This window comes from Phocaeicola fibrisolvens (assembly GCF_025567125.1).
Lineage (GTDB): Bacteria > Bacteroidota > Bacteroidia > Bacteroidales > Bacteroidaceae > Phocaeicola > Phocaeicola fibrisolvens.
Map to the genome: position 1 here is coordinate 1 of NZ_JAOQJI010000008.1, position 17616 is coordinate 17616.

16 protein-coding genes and 1 tRNA gene are annotated in these 17616 nt (G+C 47.3%); 6 read left to right on the forward strand and 11 right to left on the reverse strand.

Features of this window, described 5'->3' with window-relative positions; genetic code table 11:
• Positions 1 to 232: 232 nt before the first annotated feature.
• The 4 genes from OCV81_RS05020 (at position 233) to trxA (ending at position 2492) form a co-directional block, all read left to right on the forward strand.
• The gene (locus OCV81_RS05020) at positions 233 to 913 is read left to right on the forward strand and encodes an O-methyltransferase (protein ID WP_148328948.1); all 681 of its coding nucleotides are present in this window, start codon (positions 233 to 235) and stop codon (positions 911 to 913) included.
• A gap of 28 nt (positions 914 to 941) precedes the next feature.
• On the forward strand, positions 942 to 1511 hold the full coding sequence (locus OCV81_RS05025; protein ID WP_148328950.1) for a cob(I)yrinic acid a,c-diamide adenosyltransferase: 570 nt from the start codon (positions 942 to 944) through the stop codon (positions 1509 to 1511).
• 63 nt (positions 1512 to 1574) lie between these two features.
• Positions 1575 to 1796: a DUF2795 domain-containing protein gene (locus OCV81_RS05030; RefSeq protein ID WP_002558131.1), complete on the forward strand. Its 222-nt coding sequence runs from the start codon at positions 1575 to 1577 to the stop codon at positions 1794 to 1796.
• Between the two features lie 216 nt (positions 1797 to 2012).
• On the forward strand, positions 2013 to 2492 hold the full coding sequence (gene trxA, locus OCV81_RS05035; RefSeq protein ID WP_148328952.1) for a thioredoxin: 480 nt from the start codon (positions 2013 to 2015) through the stop codon (positions 2490 to 2492).
• A 79-nt stretch (positions 2493 to 2571) separates the two neighbouring features.
• On the opposite strand, the gene OCV81_RS05040 is transcribed toward trxA, so the two are convergent.
• The 4 genes from OCV81_RS05040 to OCV81_RS05055 all read right to left on the reverse strand — a co-directional run bounded on the left by OCV81_RS05040 (position 2572) and on the right by OCV81_RS05055 (position 7906).
• Positions 2572 to 5250 carry a 4-alpha-glucanotransferase gene (locus tag OCV81_RS05040; RefSeq protein ID WP_148328954.1) on the reverse strand — a complete coding sequence of 893 codons (2679 nt, stop codon included), beginning with the start codon at positions 5248 to 5250 and terminating at the stop codon, positions 2572 to 2574.
• 157 nt (positions 5251 to 5407) lie between these two features.
• Positions 5408 to 7372, reverse strand: a complete 1965-nt coding sequence (gene gyrB, locus OCV81_RS05045) for a DNA topoisomerase (ATP-hydrolyzing) subunit B (protein ID WP_148328956.1) — start codon at positions 7370 to 7372, stop codon at positions 5408 to 5410.
• Between the two features lie 164 nt (positions 7373 to 7536).
• Positions 7537 to 7791 carry a 30S ribosomal protein S20 gene (rpsT, locus tag OCV81_RS05050; protein WP_007559907.1) on the reverse strand — a complete coding sequence of 85 codons (255 nt, stop codon included), beginning with the start codon at positions 7789 to 7791 and terminating at the stop codon, positions 7537 to 7539.
• A gap of 43 nt (positions 7792 to 7834) precedes the next feature.
• Positions 7835 to 7906, reverse strand: a tRNA-Glu gene (locus tag OCV81_RS05055).
• 422 nt (positions 7907 to 8328) lie between these two features.
• Here OCV81_RS05055 and OCV81_RS05060 point away from each other — a divergent pair.
• Both OCV81_RS05060 and recO read left to right on the forward strand, forming a co-directional pair.
• Positions 8329 to 8853, forward strand: coding sequence for a hypothetical protein (locus OCV81_RS05060; RefSeq protein WP_148328958.1), 525 nt, complete (start codon positions 8329 to 8331; stop codon positions 8851 to 8853).
• A gap of 23 nt (positions 8854 to 8876) precedes the next feature.
• Positions 8877 to 9602 (forward strand): DNA repair protein RecO, encoded by a 726-nt coding sequence (gene recO / locus OCV81_RS05065; protein ID WP_148328960.1) that lies wholly within the window; start codon positions 8877 to 8879, stop codon positions 9600 to 9602.
• Positions 9603 to 9685: 83 nt separating this feature from the next.
• Here recO and OCV81_RS05070 read toward each other — a convergent pair whose 3' ends face one another.
• From OCV81_RS05070 to OCV81_RS05100, 7 genes are read right to left on the reverse strand one after another with little or no spacing between them, the layout of a single operon-like run.
• Positions 9686 to 10135, reverse strand: coding sequence for a GatB/YqeY domain-containing protein (locus OCV81_RS05070; protein WP_022354670.1), 450 nt, complete (start codon positions 10133 to 10135; stop codon positions 9686 to 9688).
• A 39-nt stretch (positions 10136 to 10174) separates the two neighbouring features.
• A complete protein-coding gene (ftsZ, locus tag OCV81_RS05075) occupies positions 10175 to 11485 on the reverse strand; it encodes a cell division protein FtsZ (protein ID WP_148328962.1) in 1311 nt (436 codons plus the stop codon).
• Positions 11486 to 11510: 25 nt separating this feature from the next.
• Entirely contained in the window at positions 11511 to 13088 is a 1578-nt protein-coding gene (gene ftsA, locus OCV81_RS05080; RefSeq protein ID WP_148328964.1) for a cell division protein FtsA, read from the reverse strand.
• Between the two features lie 3 nt (positions 13089 to 13091).
• The gene (locus tag OCV81_RS05085) at positions 13092 to 13829 is read right to left on the reverse strand and encodes a cell division protein FtsQ/DivIB (protein ID WP_148328966.1); all 738 of its coding nucleotides are present in this window, start codon (positions 13827 to 13829) and stop codon (positions 13092 to 13094) included.
• Positions 13826 to 15202: a UDP-N-acetylmuramate--L-alanine ligase gene (gene murC / locus OCV81_RS05090; RefSeq protein WP_148328968.1), complete on the reverse strand. Its 1377-nt coding sequence runs from the start codon at positions 15200 to 15202 to the stop codon at positions 13826 to 13828. The genes OCV81_RS05085 and murC overlap by 4 nt, the downstream gene beginning before the upstream one ends.
• A complete protein-coding gene (murG, locus tag OCV81_RS05095; RefSeq protein ID WP_148328970.1) occupies positions 15192 to 16322 on the reverse strand; it encodes an undecaprenyldiphospho-muramoylpentapeptide beta-N-acetylglucosaminyltransferase in 1131 nt (376 codons plus the stop codon). The genes murC and murG overlap by 11 nt, the downstream gene beginning before the upstream one ends.
• Before the next feature lie 39 nt (positions 16323 to 16361).
• Positions 16362 to 17612 (reverse strand): FtsW/RodA/SpoVE family cell cycle protein, encoded by a 1251-nt coding sequence (locus tag OCV81_RS05100; protein WP_148328972.1) that lies wholly within the window; start codon positions 17610 to 17612, stop codon positions 16362 to 16364.
• Positions 17613 to 17616 lie beyond the last annotated feature (4 nt).

Below are 17616 nucleotides of genomic sequence, written 5' to 3' on the forward strand. Positions count from 1 at the left end.
AGACGTGTACGTACGGTTCGGAGGCAGGCTGTCGGAAACCTACCACCGTAAGGTGGCATGGCGCCGACAGCCGAGCCTACGCGTTCTTCATGAAATATTTATCCTGGATGAAGACCTGATAAAATTTAGGTTTTCATTCAGGATATTTTGTATCATAATTTCCCTATCCTTTTTGTTTTTCCGCTATAAATTTTATCTTTGCCCCGTTAAATAAATATTGAATCCGAGCAAAATGGGGGATATAATATTAAGGGGGTGGAACTGGTGCCGCCGCTTCCGGCATCGTCATGGATATGGAGTACATTCTCCTTCCGATTTCTTTTTTATCACGTTCGTAGTGTACGAACGCTTGCCGTTCTATGCTTATGGACCATTGCATCACTTGCGCAGGGTGGTGGCTTTTTTGCCTCATTACCGGGAAAAGGTAGATAAGTTCCTGTTTCGGCTGGTCAACTATCTGCGGCCGTCCGTAATGTGGGAAATCGGTACAGGAAGCGGCATGAGTACCCGTTATATGGCCGAAGCCCATGCTGACATGCAGGTCTATACGTTTTCAGCAGAGCCGGAAGATGCCGTAAAACGAATTCTTTCAGGGAAATCTTCCATCGATTACCGGACTGGCGACTGCCGTACGGAGATGAAGAAGCTGGTTGCGGAAGGGGTGAAACCGGAAATTGTGCATATCGCCCATACCACTGCTTACAAAGAAGTGTATGAGCAACTGCTTCCACTGGTTGATAAGCATACGTGCTTCGTGATTGGTACACCCTATGCCACGCCGGACAAGAAAAAATGGTGGAAAGAAGTGATTGCAGATCCTCGTACGGGAGTGACATTCGATCTTTACGACGTAGGACTGGTGTTTTTCGATAAGGAACGTGTGAAAGAACACCGCATCGTAAATTTCCTTTGAATTTGCTAAAACCTTTGAATTTGAAGATATGAAACTGACCAAGATTTATACGAAGACGGGAGATAAAGGTACTACTTCCCTGGTGGGAGGAGTACGGGTGTCCAAATCAGACGTACGTCTGGAAGCGTATGGCACGGTGGATGAATTGAACTCTACCATCGGATTGCTGGTTTCCGTGATGGATGATCCAGAAAATGAGGAACTGCTTCGTCATGTGCAGCACAAGCTTTTTTCATTAGGGTCTTATCTGGCTACGGACATCGAAAAGATGGACCGTCCAGTAGAAAGTCATATCTCCGAGGAAAACGTGCATCGGTTGGAACAGGCCATCGACCGGATAAACAGCTCGCTGCCTTCCTTATCCGGTTTCATTCTGCCGGGGGGAAGTTATCCAGCTTCCGTCTGCCATGTCTGCCGCACGGTTTGTCGTCGTGCGGAGCGGCGGATTCAGGCACTGGAAGACACGCTTTCCTATGAATTGGATGAGCAGGTGAAGTGTTTTATCAATAGATTATCTGATTATTTGTTCGTTTTGTCAAGAAAGTTAAATAATTTAACAGAAGAAAGCGAAATTTATTGGGATAAGCGTTGCGAGTGAAAGAATTTGTTATACATTTGTGTTTCAATATAACGGAAGTAAAACTGTTTAAAATTATATACTATGTATTGGACATTGGAATTGGCCTCAAAGCTGGAAGATGCTCCTTGGCCAGCAACTAAAGACGAGTTAATTGACTATGCAATGCGTTCGGGGGCTCCTTTGGAAGTTATCGAAAACTTGCAGGAAATGGAAGATGAAGGTGAAATTTATGAAAGTATAGAAGATATCTGGCCTGATTATCCTAGCAAGGAAGATTTTTTCTTCAACGAGGAAGAATATTAAATAAAAGATAGCCAGAAAGAACTTTCTGTAAATCCAGACAATATCAGAGACACGTGGGAAGTCGGATATTGTCTGGATTTTTTTGTCTCAATAAACGTTATAAATGGATATCCTTCCTTATTTGTTTCATTCAAAATTTGTTCTTATTACAGAAGATGCTATTTTTGCACAGTGAGAACAGTATGTAACCAATAACCCTCATTATTTGTGTGATTTATGAAAAGAATATTGTTGATGCTTCTGACAGCTGCCTTGCTGACTCCGGCTTGTGGAAGTAATGCGGCGAAAGATAGTCAGGCAAAGGCGCAGAAGAGTACAGCGGAGCAGAGCAACGTGATGCACCTGACTAAAGCCGAGTTCCTGACCAAGGTGTATAATTACGAGAAAAATCCCAAGGAATGGAAATACGAAGGCAAGCTGCCGGCTATTGTGGATTTCTATGCCACTTGGTGCGGCCCTTGCAAAATGGTGGCTCCGATACTGGAGGAGTTGGCAGGAGAATACAAAGGCAAGATTGTGGTGTATAAGATAGACACAGACAAGGAGCCGGAGCTTTCGGCAGCCTTTGGAATCCGCAGTATTCCGACATTGCTGTTTATTCCGGCAGAAGGCACGCCGCAGGTATCTCAGGGTGCCATGCCGAAGGATGCCTTGAAGAAGGCCATCGACGAGTTCCTGTTGGGAAACAAGAAATAAATTCTCGGTGTGGGAAAAACGAAGTGTCCCCGAAGTCTGCATAAAGGCTTCGGGGACACTTCGTTTATAGATAGGGCTGTTATTCTCTGTCACTCTCTTCAATCAGTTCGCGGATGGTCTGGTTGAGTTCCTTTTCTTTGAGCAGTTCCTCCAGGGTGAGATGCATGCGCCAGCGCCAGTAATGCCGTGGATGGGCCGGAATGTTGATACGTTCGGCTTCCACATCCGGGTTGCGCAGGCGTTCGTCAATGCTCATCCAATCCTGCCAGGCTAGTATGCAAAGCAGGGACGGACTTTTCAGGTGATTGAATACGATGTCTTTGCAAAGCCATCCGGGAGCAGGTGACGGAATGGCTCCCATGTGATGCATTTCGTTGTGATAGAAGCGTTCGGTACGTGCCGGATTTTCTTCCCACCAGCCACGCAGGGTAGACATGTCGTGGGTGCCGATGGTGCATACCGACAGGAAGGGATAGTTTTCCGTGTGTCCGAATTCCTCGTTCATCTTTTTAGGCATGCGCTGTATTTCGAGCGAAAGAATCTGCAGCTGTTTCATGACCCAAGGCACACATCCGGGCACCATGCCGAGGTCTTCGCCGCAGACCAGCATCGGAGTGGACTGCGTGAGAACCGGCAGTTTCTTCATGGCTTCCTGATACCAGAATTCGTTGTGCCGTTGATAATAGTAGTGGTTGTACAGGTGATTGAAGGCCTCCTGTTCCTTGGAACTCAGCTGCTGGAACACGAAGTCAGGCTGCACGGCGATACGCGGATGGTATTTCTCCGGGTCGTGGTGGTCGGGGAGGAAGAGCACGTCACTGATGAGGGTGTAGAGACCTTCCTTCAGCTTCAGACTTTCTTCGTCGTGCTTGTCGCCGAACCAAGCTTCCACTTTCCGTTGGGTGTCAAATTCCGGACGCATGGCATAGCGCCCTTCTGCCACAGGCTCCAGGAAGGTGTTCCGCACCATGTCGCTTTGTGTGCCGAAGAGTTTCTCCAATACGCTATCATCAATGAACGGACGGGTCATGAAGTCGGGGTCGAAGTGGAGGCCGAAACTCTTGATTTCGTCTACACTGAGCGGAAGAGACGGCGAGAACTGGCCGAGCAGTCCGTGTACGGAATGGTCGGGAATCTCCCAGATGCGGAAGAAGCCCAGAATGTGGTCGATGCGGTAGGCCGTGAAATACTCGGCCATCTTGGAGAAGCGGCGGCGCCACCAGCGGTAGTTGTCCTTTTCCATGAGCTCCCAGTTGTAGGTGGGGAATCCCCAGTTCTGTCCGTTGACCGAGAAATCGTCGGGGGGAGCGCCGGCCTGTCCGTTGAGGTGGAAATAATGAGGTTCTACCCATGCTTCCACGCTGGTGCGGCTGATGCCGATGGGGATGTCCCCTTTCAGCAGGATGCCCTTCTGGCGCGCGTAGGTGCTCACTGCCAGCAGTTGAACGTGAAGCAGGTATTGCAGGTAGTAGTAGAAAGCTATCTGCGGATAAGCTTTGTGTCCGGAGGTACACAATTGCGCTATTTCGTCTGACTGATAGGTACGGTAGGCCGGCCACTGGTTGAAGTCGGGGGTGCCGTACAAGTCGCGCAGGTAACAGAAGGCAGCGTACGGACGCAGCCATTCTTCATTGCGGCGGAAGAAGTCCAGGAAATCTTCTGAGGCAAGAGTCTTCTTTCCTTCTTGTTTGTATATCTGGTGCAGGTAATTCAGTTTCAGCTGAGTAGACTGTTCATAATCCATCATGGAGAAAGAATTTACCTTGAGGCGTTCCTTTTCAAAGGCTTCGGCTGCTTTCTTGTTGTGGAGCGGTGGAAGCTGGCGAAGGTCGATGTACATCGGGTGGAACGCATAGATGGAGATGCTGTTGTAGGGATAAGAATCCGTCCCCTTCCCCGTCAGCGTGGTATCGTTGATGGGAAGAATCTGGATGGCTTTCTGCTTGGTTTCGTACGCCCAGTCCATCAGCATCTTCAGGTCGCCGAAGTCGCCCATGCCGCAGCTTCCTTCCGAGCGGAGGGAGAATACGGGGATGGCGCAGCCGGCAATCCGGTGGGGAGTGTCGTCAAAGAATACTTCCGTCTCCATGGGCAGATAAGTCTCTCCGCGCTGCAACGGCTGGAGAGGGAAAGTGCGGTTGGGACGTGTTTCCCATCGTTCCACGGCACCAGTCTCTTTCTGGATAGCCACGAATTTGTATTCAAAAGGAAACTGCAGGGTGGAGGCATCCAGTGTCAGGTGCCACACATTGGGCTGCACTTCCTTCATCCGCAGCGGGCGGCAATATTCCCAGTTGCCCAGGGCGGCACAGCTTCCGATGACTCCCAGTTGTTGTTTCCGGTTCCGCAGTCCCGGACAGAGCGCCCGGAAAGTGATGCAGCGCCCGGCATTGTCGGACAGTTTGGACGGCTGTTGCGGTATATATGCGTGGTTGAAGGCCGAAGTGTAGAGATACGCGTGCTGCGGCAGGTCTCTCCAGCAGTCTTCAATGAGATAATGCTGCTGTTGTACGTTGCCCGGGTAGAAAGAGTGGGGGATGGCTCCGAACTCTTTCCGCACCACCTTCCCGTGCAGACTGACGGCATAGCGGTAGGTGATGGGGGCAGAGGAAAGAAAGTCGAAGTTTGCTTCGCCCGTCCATTCTTCCCCGTTGCGGGTGGTCATCTCCACGGTATGTTGTATCTGTTGCTGATTGAGGAAGATGCAAAGGCTTTCTCCCCAGACCGTGCGGTATTGTATGCGAAAAGTAATTTTCATATCTTATGTATTAGTTGTGGCTTATTGTTCTGCTCAAAAATAATGAATCTCATGGAGTTGTGCAAATAAAAAACTCCGGATGTCCTTTCGGAATCCGGAGTTTCCCTCTGTAAGATGTGAGGATGGATTTAAAATAATGAATTAAGAAAAAATGGAATCATGCGTCGATATTTGCATACGTCGCATTCTTCTCAATAAATTCACGGCGCGGGCCTACATCGTCGCCCATCAGCATGGAGAAGATGTAGTCGGCTTCGGCCGCATTTTCAATGTTCACTTGTTTCAGAATACGGGTTTCCGGATTCATGGTGGTTTCCCACAGCTGTTCCGGGTTCATTTCACCCAAACCTTTGTAGCGCTGGGTATGGATGCCTTGTTCGCTTCCGTCTCCGTATTTCTGGATGAAGGCCTGACGGGCTTCGTCCGTATAGCAGTATTCACTGATTTTTCCTTTGCTGCATTTGTACAACGGTGGAGTGGCGATGTACAAGTGTCCGCCTTGGATGACTTCGGGCATGTAGCGGTAGAACAGTGTCATGATAAGGGTGTCGATGTGAGAACCATCGACATCGGCATCGGTCATGATGATGACCTTGTGGTAGCGCAGCTTGTCGATATTGGCTTTCTTGCTGTCTTCTTCTCCGTCCACTCCGAAGCGTACCCCCAGTGCCTGGATGATGTTGTTCACCTCGTCGCTTTCAAATGCCTTGTGCCACATGGCTTTTTCTACGTTCAGAATCTTACCGCGCAGCGGCAGGATGGCCTGGAACTGACGGCTTCGTCCCTGCTTGGCAGAACCGCCGGCCGAATCACCCTCGACGAGGAACAGCTCACATTCTTCTGCCACACGGCTGGAGCAGTCGGCCAGCTTGCCCGGCAGTCCGCCGCCGCCCATCGGGCTCTTGCGTTGAACCGATTCGCGGGCCTTGCGGGCAGCCACACGTGCGGTAGCAGCCAGCACCACTTTATCGACAATGATTTTGGCTTCTTTCGGATGTTCTTCCAGGTAGTTGGTCAGGGCTTCACCCACCGCCTGGTTCACGGCACCGCTCACTTCGTTGTTGCCAAGCTTCGTCTTGGTCTGACCTTCGAACTGCGGTTCGGCCACCTTGACCGAAATCACGGCAATCAGTCCTTCGCGGAAGTCTTCTCCGGAAATTTCCACTTTGGCTTTTTCGAGCGCCTTGCTCTCTTCGGCATATTTCTTCAGCACACGGGTCAGAGCCATGCGGAATCCGGCCTCGTGTGTACCTCCTTCGATGGTGTTGATGTTGTTCACATACGAATGCAGGTTTTCGCGGAATCCCGTGTTGTACATGATGGCACATTCGATGGGAATTCCCTGTTTTTCCGTGTTCAGGTAGATGACGTCGTCAATTAGCGGCGTATTGTTGGAGTTCAGGAAACGCACGAACTCTTTCACTCCTTCTTCAGAGTGGAACACTTCCTGCTTGTAGGAACCGTCTTCTTCCTTCACGCGCTTGTCGGTCAGCGTGATGGTGATACCCTTGTTCAGGTAGGCCAGTTCGCGCATGCGGGCCTGCAGGATGCTGTATTTATATTCGGTGACGGTGAAGATGCTGGTATCGGGCCAGAATGTCTGGCGGGTACCGGTGATGTCGGTTGTGCCGACTTCCTTCACGGGATACAGCGGCTTTCCACAGGCATATTCCTGCTGGTACACTTTCCCGTTGCGGAATACGCTGGTCGTCATGTGAGTGGACAGGGCGTTCACACACGAAACGCCGACTCCGTGCAAACCTCCGGATACCTTGTAAGAACCCTTGTCGAACTTACCTCCGGCATGGAGGACCGTCATTACGACTTCGAGGGCTGATTTTTTTTCTTTCTGGTGGAAATCGACCGGAATACCGCGACCGTTGTCCTGTACGGTAATCGAGTTGTCTTCGTTGATGGTTACTTCTATATGTGTACAATAACCGGCAAGGGCTTCGTCAATGGAGTTGTCCACTACCTCGTAGACCAGGTGATGCAAGCCTTTTTCGCTGATATCGCCGATATACATGGCGGGGCGTTTACGAACGGCCTCCAGTCCTTCCAGCACCTGGATACTGCTGGCCGAGTAGTTGCTTCCGCTGTTCTGTGTCAGTTCTTCACTCATGTTTTTTTCTTCGTTTTTTTGAGTTTTCAAAGATACTAAAAAAACTGTTACGAACCGATTTTCAGCACTCTAAAAATCGTGAAAAAGGCATGAGGAGGGTAGATACGACAAAAGGCTAGATGATGACATCCAGCCTTAATATCTTTCTTACGTCAAGTGTAAACTTAAGCCAGTTTGCTGATATGAGCAGCCAGTTTAGACTTCAAGTTAGCAGCCTTGTTCGCGTGGATAATGTTGCGCTTAGCCAGCTTATCCAACATTTTCTGTACACTAGGATACAATGCAACAGCTTCAGCTTTGTCTGTAGTTGCACGAAGTTTCTTCACTGCGTTACGCATTGTCTTCGCATAATATCTGTTGTGAAGTCTTCTTTTTTCTTCCTGTCTGATTCTCTTAATAGATGATTTGTGATTTGCCATCTCGACTAATCTTTAATATTGTTCGTGATTTCTGTTTATTATGTAGCCCGTGGGGGAATCGAACCCCCCTTTCAAGAATGAAAATCTTGCGTCCTAACCGATAGACGAACGGGCCATCCTTTCTCTCAGGAAGACCTCCTGATATTCAACGAGGATACTTATCTCTCGTTTGCGGATGCAAAGGTAGGAAGAATTTCGGAAACTCCAAAACATTCCTGCTTTTTTTTACGTTTTGGATGTGATTTTCCTTTCGGAACGAGGATATTCCTGTTCTGAAGTGCTTTGTAGAAGGGGTGAGGATGGGATGTAGGTACATTCTTTTGTGCTTCAAGGCCTATTTTTCTAGTTGAATCTGTATATTCTCTGTACGACTGTTTGGGATTTGTATTTCACAGTGTGGGATATATATTTCACACTGTGGTTTTTGTATCCCACACTGTGGTACAGAGAAATCTTTACTGATTTTGTTTGTTTAGTATAAGGACTTTTTCTATCTTTCGTCCCTAAAACTGATGTTATATTAAGGTAGATTGAGAAATGAAAGGCTATAAGTTGAAGTCTGTAGGCGTATATGACGGCAAAGTTTGTATGGCGGCCCTGGACGACAAAAGTGGGAAACCTGTTTCCATACAGGAACTTTCGACTTGCAAAGAATTGGTTTATATGCGTTTGCGTACATTGGAGGCAGTGGCCTCCTTCCGTTTTCTGGAGCATGCATTAGGAGTATTGTCGCGGTATGACATGCCGGTTTATGCCATGGCTTCTTCGGCCGGGAGTTTTTCCGTAGTGACAGGGGAAGGAAATGGCGGTTTGGAGAAGGTGTGCAGGGAACTTTCCTCGTTTGCCGAAGTCGTTCTGGAGCATGAAGTAGAGGTAATCTGTGTGCAGGAAGGTCCGGAAACGGACGAACGGGAAGCCGATAAGAACCTGGTGGCATTGTTGAAGGATATTCCTGTGTTGATGGTTTCTTCTGAGGAAGAGGCAGGAAACGTGGCACTGACCGTGCGTCGGAAAGACCGGGAAAAAGTGATTCGTTTGTTCCAGTCGATGGGCGGTCAATAACCGGGGCTTAATTCGGAGAAGATATGTTGCAAAGATTGGAAGGCGTCGTATTGCATGTGGTGAAATACAGTGACAAATCGAATATCGTGCATATTTATACTTGTCAGAACGGAAGCATGTCGTTTCTGATACCTGCGGTACGTTCACGTAAATCATTGGTCAATGGAGTCTTGTTTCGTCCGTTTTCTTTGGTAGAGGTGGAGGCCGATGTGCGTTCGAAAGCTGCACTTCCGTCTATCAAAGAAGCACGGTTGTCTTATCCGTTGGAGTCTCTGCCCTATAATCCCTATAAGTTGGGCATTGTAATGTTTTTGGCAGAATTCTTGTCGCATGCCTTGCGCGAGGAAGGAAAGAATGAGCCGCTCTTTGCTTACCTTTCTTCTTCAATCCGCTGGCTGGATGCTTGTGGAGAGGATTTTGCTAATTTTCATCTGGTATTTTTGATTCGTCTGTCACGTTTTCTTGGATTTTATCCCAATTTGGAAAACTATCGGGAAGGGGACTGGTTTGATATGCTGAATGCATGTTTTGTGGAAACCAAGCCTTTGCACGGTATGTCGCTTTCACCGGAAGAGGCATCGCACATTCGTCAGCTGGCAAGGATGAACTATGAAACCATGTTTCTCTTCGGCATGAATCGGCTGGAGCGTCAGCGTTGTCTGACGGTCATGATGGAATATTACCGTTTGCATCTTCCGGATTTTCCGGAACTGAAATCACTCGATGTGCTGAAGGAATTGTTTGGTTGAGGCTGGGGAAGGCTGCACAAAAAAACGGGATGCATTCTCTTTACTTGAAAATACATCCCGTAGAAAATCTTATGGGGAGGATTTTATCCCAGCAATTCTTTTACTTTGGCAGAAATGGCACGCCCTTCAGCCAGTCCGGCCAGTTCTTTGGAGGCTACGCCCATTACTTTTCCCATGTCTTTACCACTGGTAGCACCTACGCGGGCAATGATGTCCTTCAATTTGGCTTCCAGTTCTTCCGGAGAAAGCTGCTTCGGCAGATAAGTTTCGATGACACGAACCTGAGCCATTTCTTCTTCTGCCAGGTCGGCACGCCCTTGTCCCTCATATACGGCAGCCGAGTCTTTTCCTTGTTTCACCAGTTTCTGCATGATTTTCAAGGCTGCATCGTCTGTCAGGGTATCATTGGCTCCCGGAGCGGTCTTTGCTTCCAGGAAACATTTCTTGATGTTACGCAAGGTTTCCAGTCTTACTTTGTCTTTGGCCTTCATGGCCTCTTTGATATCGTTGCTGATTTGTTCGAATAAATCCATAGTCCTAAATGTTTAAATATTGTTTCTTTGTCGATTCTGTTAGAAAGTAATCGTCATGGAGCCGGTATTGCTGGTTGTTTCAGGTTCCGGTGCGATTTTCTCTTCCGTAGTAGCCTTGGAACGGATATTTTCCAGTTCCATCTTTGTACGTTTGTAGGTAGGAGTGGTTTCTACCATACTGATGATGTCATCGTTGGCCAAGTCTTCCTGACTGAAGATGTAGATGTTCGGGCGTTTTTTCCGGATGCTGCTTTTCAGGATGCTTTTCCCGTAGTAGTCGCTTCGGCGCTCGTCTTTTTTCTGCTCTTCTTCTTCCAAGTCATCCAGCCTTTTCTGTTCCTCGAGTGTACGCTGCTTGAGTACGTTGTCCATGCCTGGTACGTCCTTGATGCCGAATCCTGTAGCCAGGATAGTGAATTTCACTTTGTTTTCCAGTGTTTCATCGGTGTAAAGACCCCATTTGGTTTCTACGTCTTTCCCAAACTTGCTCATGAATTCGTGAATCTCATCCATTTCACCCATCATCAGTTCGCTGTTGGGGCTGTAAGTAATGACAAACAATACTTTCTTGGAATTGAAAATATCGTTGTTGTTCAGCAGCGGAGAGTGAAGTGCATCGGTGATGGCTTGTGTCACTCTTCCTTCTCCCTCGCCGTATCCGGTACTCATGATGGCTACTCCACCGTCTTTCAACACGGTTTTCACATCGTTGAAGTCCAAGTTGATGATACCTCGCAGAGTAATGATTTCGGCAATGCTCTTTGCGGCGATAGACAGTGTGTCGTCTGCTTTTCCGAAGGCATTCATGACGCTGATGTCGGAATACACGTCACGCAGACGTTCGTTGTTGATGACCAGCAAGGCATCTACGTGTTTGCTCATCTCTTCCACTCCGTCGAGTGCCTGGTCAATTTTCTTGTTGCCTTCGAACAAGAACGGAATGGTGACGATACCTACCGTCAGGATTTCCATGTCCTTGGCCGTTTTGGCAATGATAGGAGCGGCGCCGGTTCCGGTTCCTCCTCCCATACCTGCTGTGATGAATGCCATGCGGCATCCGTCGTTCAGCATATCTTTGATGTCTTCGATGCTTTCTTCCGCAGCGGCCCGAGCCTTTGCCGGGCGGTTGCCTGCTCCGAGTCCCTCGCTACCCAGCTGTAATTTCCGCAGGACAGGTGACTCTTCCAGTGCCTGGTTATCCGTGTTGCAGACCACAAATGTCACATCATGGATACCTTCTTTGTACATGTGGTTGACGGCATTTCCACCGCCACCTCCCACACCAATTACTTTTATTATATGTGGAGAATCTTTCGGAAAATCGAAAGGTACCATTGTTTCGTCTGACATAATTCTAATATATTTATGTGAATAATCAGTTATCTTTTAAAATCTCATCAGAGAGGTTTGTCACCTTCTTGGCGAAAATGTCGAACCAACTGTTCTCTTTCTTTTCTTTGTTGATTTTATGCTCCAGTTCATTCAGTTCTTCTTCCTTCTCTGCAAGATGCATCCGTCGTGCATTGTCTATTTCTTTCAGAGCTGCCTTGTACTTTTTCTTACTCAGCAACAGCCGGGCTTCTTCTACGTACGTGGTATATTCTTCTTGTCTTTTCCGGTTGCGTTCTTCCTCCTGCCGTTTTTTCTCTTCATTGATTCTACGAATCCGCTCAGCTTCTTCTTCGGCTTTCCGTTTGGCTTCTTCAGCTTGAATCCGTTCGGCTTCTTTGCGTTTGGCTTCAGCTTCTTTTTCCTTCAAATCATCTATGAAGTCGAATTGGTGGCCTTTGCGGGGGTCTACTTTGAGGCAGTTTTCCTTGCCTTCTGCCAGCAGCCCGATCAGTGTATTCTGTGTACCGTCTTTCGGAATTTGAATAGTACCTGTCAGTGCGATGTTACCGCCTTTTGCAATGCGGATTTTTTCGATTTTAGTGATTTGCTTGAAAGCTCCGTCAATGTTAGGCATGTTGCATGCACCTCCGGTAAGAATGAGTCCGGCGAGCAATTTGTCTCCATAATCGGACACCATGATTTGGTTCCACACATTGGAAATAATTTCATTGACACGGGCTTCAACGATGTATTCCAGTTTGTGGGCTGGTATCGTACATTTCCCTTCAATGCTGTATTCTTGTTCGTCCGTCTGTTCTTCCTCTTCGGCCGGTGGGGTGAGAGCGCATCCGTAGCGTAGTTTCAACTGTTCGGCATCCTCTTCTTCAATTTGCAGACTACAGATGTCTTTTGTGATGTTGTTGCTACCCAGTGGGATGACTGCCAGATGGCGTAATATGTTGTTTTTATATACGGATACGGTGGTTGTATCGGCTCCCAGGTCGACGAGAGCACATCCTGAACGTTTTTCACTGTCGGTCAGTACCACATTGGCCGTGGCCATCGGCGACAGGAAATAATCGGCAATTTCATATTTGGTCTGTTTGAAACACTGTTCAATCCGGGCTTTCAGGGTATGGTGTGCAATGATGTTCAGGTAACGTCCTTCAATGCGGTCGGCTGAAATACCCACCGGTTCCGTCAGAAGGTTATTCCCCACTTTGTATTCTTGCGGTTCCACATCCAGAATTTCCTGGTCAACCAGTGAGATTTCCCGGTTGTTTTCCATGAGTGATTCAATGAGTGCCTGTGATATCTTTGTTTCTTCCCCTAGTTGTTTGGTTACGTGGTTGCGCATGCTTCGTATGGACTGTCCGCCTATTCCTACATAGACTTTTTTGATGGAAGCCTGCAAGTCTTCTTCCAGTTTCTGGATGACAGAAACTAGAATTTGTGTAGTTTTATCCAGGTTAAAGATTGCGCCTTTCTTGATGCAATCTGACGAAGGGGCATTGGCATAGGCAAGAATCTGGATACTACCATCAGCATTCTTTTTGCCGGCAATCCCTGTGATGTTGGTCGAACCCAGTTCGATAGCTGCTATAAAATCTGTTACTGCCATATCTTACTCCTCTTTTTTTGTTCCGATAATTTGGTTGTTAAATTCGATGCTAATCCGTTCATATTTGTTCCATCCGATGCGGTTTAGCACTTTACTGTAAAACGTTTGCAATTTACTGAATTTTTCTTCAAAATCAGTCGCTTTTCCTAAAAAAAGAATATGGTCTCCCACGCGTGGAACGATTTCCAATTCTTTTCTGGGAGTTACGTTTATCTGCTCTACTTGCGCTTTCCAGAAAGGGTTTTGCTGGAGGTAAAGTCCGAGCTGATACAATTCGTTCTGTGCAAATTTCCGGTCGATGAATCCTGTAGCGACAGCTACATGTACTGATTTTCCGGCAGCAGACATGATTTTCCCCGATTGGTCAATGTAATAATTGTCTCCGTTACTGCTCATGATTCGGAGAATCGGAATGCGCTGATAGACCTCGATCCCGACTTTGCCTCCGGATGTAAGGTAGCATTCTGCCTTACTGATAAAGGGATGTCGGGAAAGAGTTTCTTCCAACAGGCGGACATTGATTGTGCCGATACGTTTTTTTTCCGGGTATAAGTTTTTCTGCTTCAGCAGGTTTTTTACCTCAGTTTCGGTGATAAAACCGTAATCAATACTGTCTTTGACAACCAATTCCATACCCTTGCAGACCTGATTTTCGGGCTTGCGATTAAATACGGTTACAGCCACTATCAAGTAGGCTGTAACAGCTAATAAAATGCAGAGTATGAGAATCCGTTTAATCATCTATCTTTCAGTAATTCATAAATTTGTGGAACGAAGTTGTCTATATCGCCGGCCCCGAGGGTTATCAGTACATCCAGTTTTTTGTTTTTCAGTACTTCCAGGAGCTGTTCCTTTGTACACATACTTTTTTCAATTCCCTGGCGCAGGTTGTCATAAATAAGCTGACTGGTGACTCCTGGTATCGGAGCTTCGCGGGCCGGATAGATGTCCAACAGAATCACCTCATCCAGCAGAGACAAACTGCGGGCAAAATCTTGGTAGAAGTCGCGGGTACGCGTGTAAAGATGCGGCTGGAATACGGCTGTGATTTTCCGGTTAGGATATAGTCTGCGGATGGAAGTCACACTTTGTCTGATTTCTTCCGGATGATGTGCATAATCACTCAGAAAGACGATGTGCGAATTCTTTATCTTGAAATCAAACCGACGGTCTACTCCTTTGAACTGAGGCATGGCTGCCTTGATTTCTTCCGGAGTTGCTCCTCCAATTTGTGCCAGTGCCATGGCTGCGATACCGTTCTCGATGTTGACATACACGGGTACACCCAACTGGATGTCGGTGATATTTCCGAGTGGTGAGACATAATCGAAATAGATTTCACCATCGCCTATGCGGATATTTTCCGCATGAAAATCACCTTTTTCAGCGGAGTAAGTATAAATGGTGACACCTGGTTGGACGTTTGGTTGCAATTCCAGACCTTCCTTCACAATCAAGTATCCGTCCGGACGGATAAGCGAAGTATATTTCCGGAAACTTTCAAGGTAAGCTTCATGAGTGCCGTAAATGTCCAGATGGTCGGAATCAGTTGCCGTAATGACAGTGGCATACGGTGTCAGCCAGTGGAAAGAACGGTCGAATTCATCGGCTTCAATCACCACGTAGTCGCTTTTGTCTGATAGCAATAAATTGGTCTGGTAGTTCTTTGAGATACCTCCCAGGAATGCATTGCATCCTACGTGTGAGTGGTCCAGCAAGAAAGCCGCCATGGTAGACGTGGTGGTTTTTCCATGAGTCCCTGCGACGCATAAGCCTTTTTCTGTCTGGGTCAACATACCCAGCACTTGGGCGCGTTTATGTATTTCGAAATGATGTTCCTGAAAATACATCAATTCTTTGTGGGTAGCTGGTATGGCAGGAGTATACACTATCAGAGTGGTTTCCGGATGCAGAAATGTTTCTGGAATCAGGGATACGTTTTCTTCGTAGTGAATGAGAGCACCTTCTTTGACCAGTTTTTCTGTCAGTTCGCTTGGAGTGCGGTCGTAACCACCCACTTTCTTTCCTTTGGACAGGAAATAGCGTACCAAGGCACTCATTCCGATGCCTCCGGCTCCGATGAAATAGACGGCTTGTATTGTATTAATGTTCATGACTTTCTTTGTATTTTAGGGCCAGCTTGCAGACCTCTTTTGCAATGATGTTTGCAGAGTCCTGAATGGCCAGCTTCTTGATGTTTTTGCTTAAACTATCCAATAAATCCGGCTGGCAGACCGTTTGGATGGCGGTGTCAACCAGTTTTTGCGTCGCTTCACTGTCTTTGACGTAAAGGGCTGCATTTTTGTTCACGAGAGCCAGTGCATTTTTGGTCTGGTGGTCTTCTGCCACATTGGGCGAAGGTACCAGGATAACTGGTTTCCCTAGCAGGCAAAACTCCGAAATAGATCCCGCTCCCGCACGACTGATGACCAGGTCGGCGGCACTATATGCAGCAGCCATATCTGAAATGAAATCAGAGGTATATAGCATGGGCAACTTTCCGTAAGCCTGTACGGCTTTGCGGGCTTCATCGATGTAGATTTTTCCTGTCTGCCAGATGAATTGTACTCCTGAATTCTTGATTTTATCAAATCCTTGCATGACGCAGTTGTTGATAGTGCGCGCTCCCAGACTACCTCCAATAATCAGAATGGTCTTTTTATGCGGATCCAGGCCGAAAGACCGGATGGCTTCCTCGCGTGAAATCTTTTCCTTTAGCAGTCCTTGTCTGACAGGGTTTCCGGTAAGGATGATTTTGTTTTTATCAAAGAAGCGCTCCATGCCTTCGTATGCTACACATATTTTCTCGGCTTTCTGGGCCAGCAATTTGTTGGTGACACCTGCGTAAGAATTCTGTTCTTGTATCAGTGTCGGAATGCCCATCATGCCGGCCACTTTTAGCGTCGGTCCGCTGGCATAGCCTCCTACACCTACGGCAGCATGAGGTTTGAAGTCTTTTATGATTTTTCGGGCCATCCACTGACTTCTGAACAGTTTGATGAGTACACCGATGTTTTTTAGTAAATGCTTCCGGTCGAATCCGGCTACCGGGAGTCCGATAATCTTGTATCCTGCGGCCGGTACGCGTTGCATTTCCATACGTCCTTCAGCTCCGATAAATAAGATTTCAGCTTCCGGATGCAATTCTTTAATGGCGTTGGCAATGGAAATGGCCGGGAAGATATGTCCTCCTGTACCGCCTCCACTCACTATGATGCGTAAATGTTCTTCCATATCTTTGTATTATTTGCCTGCAAAGTTAAAAATAAACTTTTAAACGGACTCTTCCTGCGATGTGATATTGGTCTCAGGGATAAACTCTTGTTTTTGTTCGGTTTGCTGTTCCAATGTCTGGGCTTCCTGTCGGCGCTTCAAATCGTTTACATACCGACTGATACTGAGAATCATGCCAATATAGACACAGTTGACCAGTGTAGAGGTTCCTCCTTTGCTGATAAGGGGAAGAGGCTGTCCGGTGACGGGCATGATGCCTACGGCTACCAGCATGTTGAATGTAGCCTGCAGGGCAAAAAGAATGCCGATTCCCGTAATGAGAAATACATAGTAGGATTTGTCACAGTTTCTGGCTATTTTACCTATTCTCATCAGTAAGAGGATGTAAAGAAGTGCCACAAAGGCTCCTCCTACCAGTCCGAGCTCTTCAATGATGATGGCATAGATAAAGTCGGAGAATGCCTGTGAAAGGAAATCCCGTTGTACGCTGTTGCCAGGTCCTTTGCCTAAAATGTTGCTGCTTGCAATGGCAATGTTGGCATGGGCAATCTGGGCATCGTTGTCGATGTCAAATTTAGCAGCCGGCACTTCAGCTTCATCAAAGTGATTGTTCAGACGACTTTGCCATGTGACCATACGATGGAGTCCGATATGGTCCCATGCTTCACTGGGAATATATTTGATGGTGGCTACTCCTAGAAGAATGCACGCAAAGCCGATACCTGCAAGCATTCCAAGCTGTTTGAATGGAATTCGTCCGACGAACATGAGCAGAAAGACACTTCCTGCCAGCAGAACTGCTGTGGAAAGATTCTCACTGACAATCAGTCCACAGGTGCAGGCGGTGATTCCACATATAAACTTGAAAGCTCTTTTGCTGGCTCCGTCTTCTTCCTGCATACGCGATAAAATGAAGGCCACTGTAATGATTGTAGCCATTTTTGCCACTTCAGACGGCTGAAACTGGATGAAACCTAAGTCAATCCATCGTTTGGCACCGTTGGTCAGTGCTCCAATGACATAAACGGCAATCAATAATGCCCAGGAGATAGGCAACAAGGCTATGAATGTCTTGAACCAGCGGCAGGGAATATTGTGTACAATCCAGACCGCAATGGTACCTACCATCAACAGTGTCAGATGATTGGTGATAGGTCCCCAATGATCTCCACTTTTGTAGGTCAGTGTACTGGATGCACTGAATACTTCTACGATGGATATCAGACAAAGGAAAAGGTAGATAATCCAAATCGCCTTGTCCCCCTTGAAAAAGTTTTTTAGCAAATCCATATTC

Bases quoted from the DNA above. Each gene is read 5' to 3' on its own strand.
- OCV81_RS05020 (WP_148328948.1), top strand. From the start codon at position 233: ATGGGGGATATAATATTAAGGGGGTGGAACTGGTGCCGCCGCTTCCGG.
- murC (WP_148328968.1), bottom strand. From the start codon at position 15,202: ATGAACATTAATACAATACAAGCCGTCTATTTCATCGGAGCCGGAGGC.
- ftsZ (WP_148328962.1), bottom strand. From the start codon at position 11,485: ATGTCAGACGAAACAATGGTACCTTTCGATTTTCCGAAAGATTCTCCA.
- OCV81_RS05100 (WP_148328972.1), bottom strand. From the start codon at position 17,612: ATGGATTTGCTAAAAAACTTTTTCAAGGGGGACAAGGCGATTTGGATT.
- trxA (WP_148328952.1), top strand. From the start codon at position 2,013: ATGAAAAGAATATTGTTGATGCTTCTGACAGCTGCCTTGCTGACTCCG.
- ftsA (WP_148328964.1), bottom strand. From the start codon at position 13,088: ATGGCAGTAACAGATTTTATAGCAGCTATCGAACTGGGTTCGACCAAC.
- recO (WP_148328960.1), top strand. From the start codon at position 8,877: ATGTTGCAAAGATTGGAAGGCGTCGTATTGCATGTGGTGAAATACAGT.
- OCV81_RS05070 (WP_022354670.1), bottom strand. From the start codon at position 10,135: ATGGATTTATTCGAACAAATCAGCAACGATATCAAAGAGGCCATGAAG.
- OCV81_RS05025 (WP_148328950.1), top strand. From the start codon at position 942: ATGAAACTGACCAAGATTTATACGAAGACGGGAGATAAAGGTACTACT.
- gyrB (WP_148328956.1), bottom strand. From the start codon at position 7,372: ATGAGTGAAGAACTGACACAGAACAGCGGAAGCAACTACTCGGCCAGC.
- OCV81_RS05040 (WP_148328954.1), bottom strand. From the start codon at position 5,250: ATGAAAATTACTTTTCGCATACAATACCGCACGGTCTGGGGAGAAAGC.
- OCV81_RS05060 (WP_148328958.1), top strand. From the start codon at position 8,329: ATGAAAGGCTATAAGTTGAAGTCTGTAGGCGTATATGACGGCAAAGTT.
- rpsT (WP_007559907.1), bottom strand. From the start codon at position 7,791: ATGGCAAATCACAAATCATCTATTAAGAGAATCAGACAGGAAGAAAAA.
- murG (WP_148328970.1), bottom strand. From the start codon at position 16,322: ATGGAAGAACATTTACGCATCATAGTGAGTGGAGGCGGTACAGGAGGA.
- OCV81_RS05085 (WP_148328966.1), bottom strand. From the start codon at position 13,829: ATGATTAAACGGATTCTCATACTCTGCATTTTATTAGCTGTTACAGCC.
- OCV81_RS05030 (WP_002558131.1), top strand. From the start codon at position 1,575: ATGTATTGGACATTGGAATTGGCCTCAAAGCTGGAAGATGCTCCTTGG.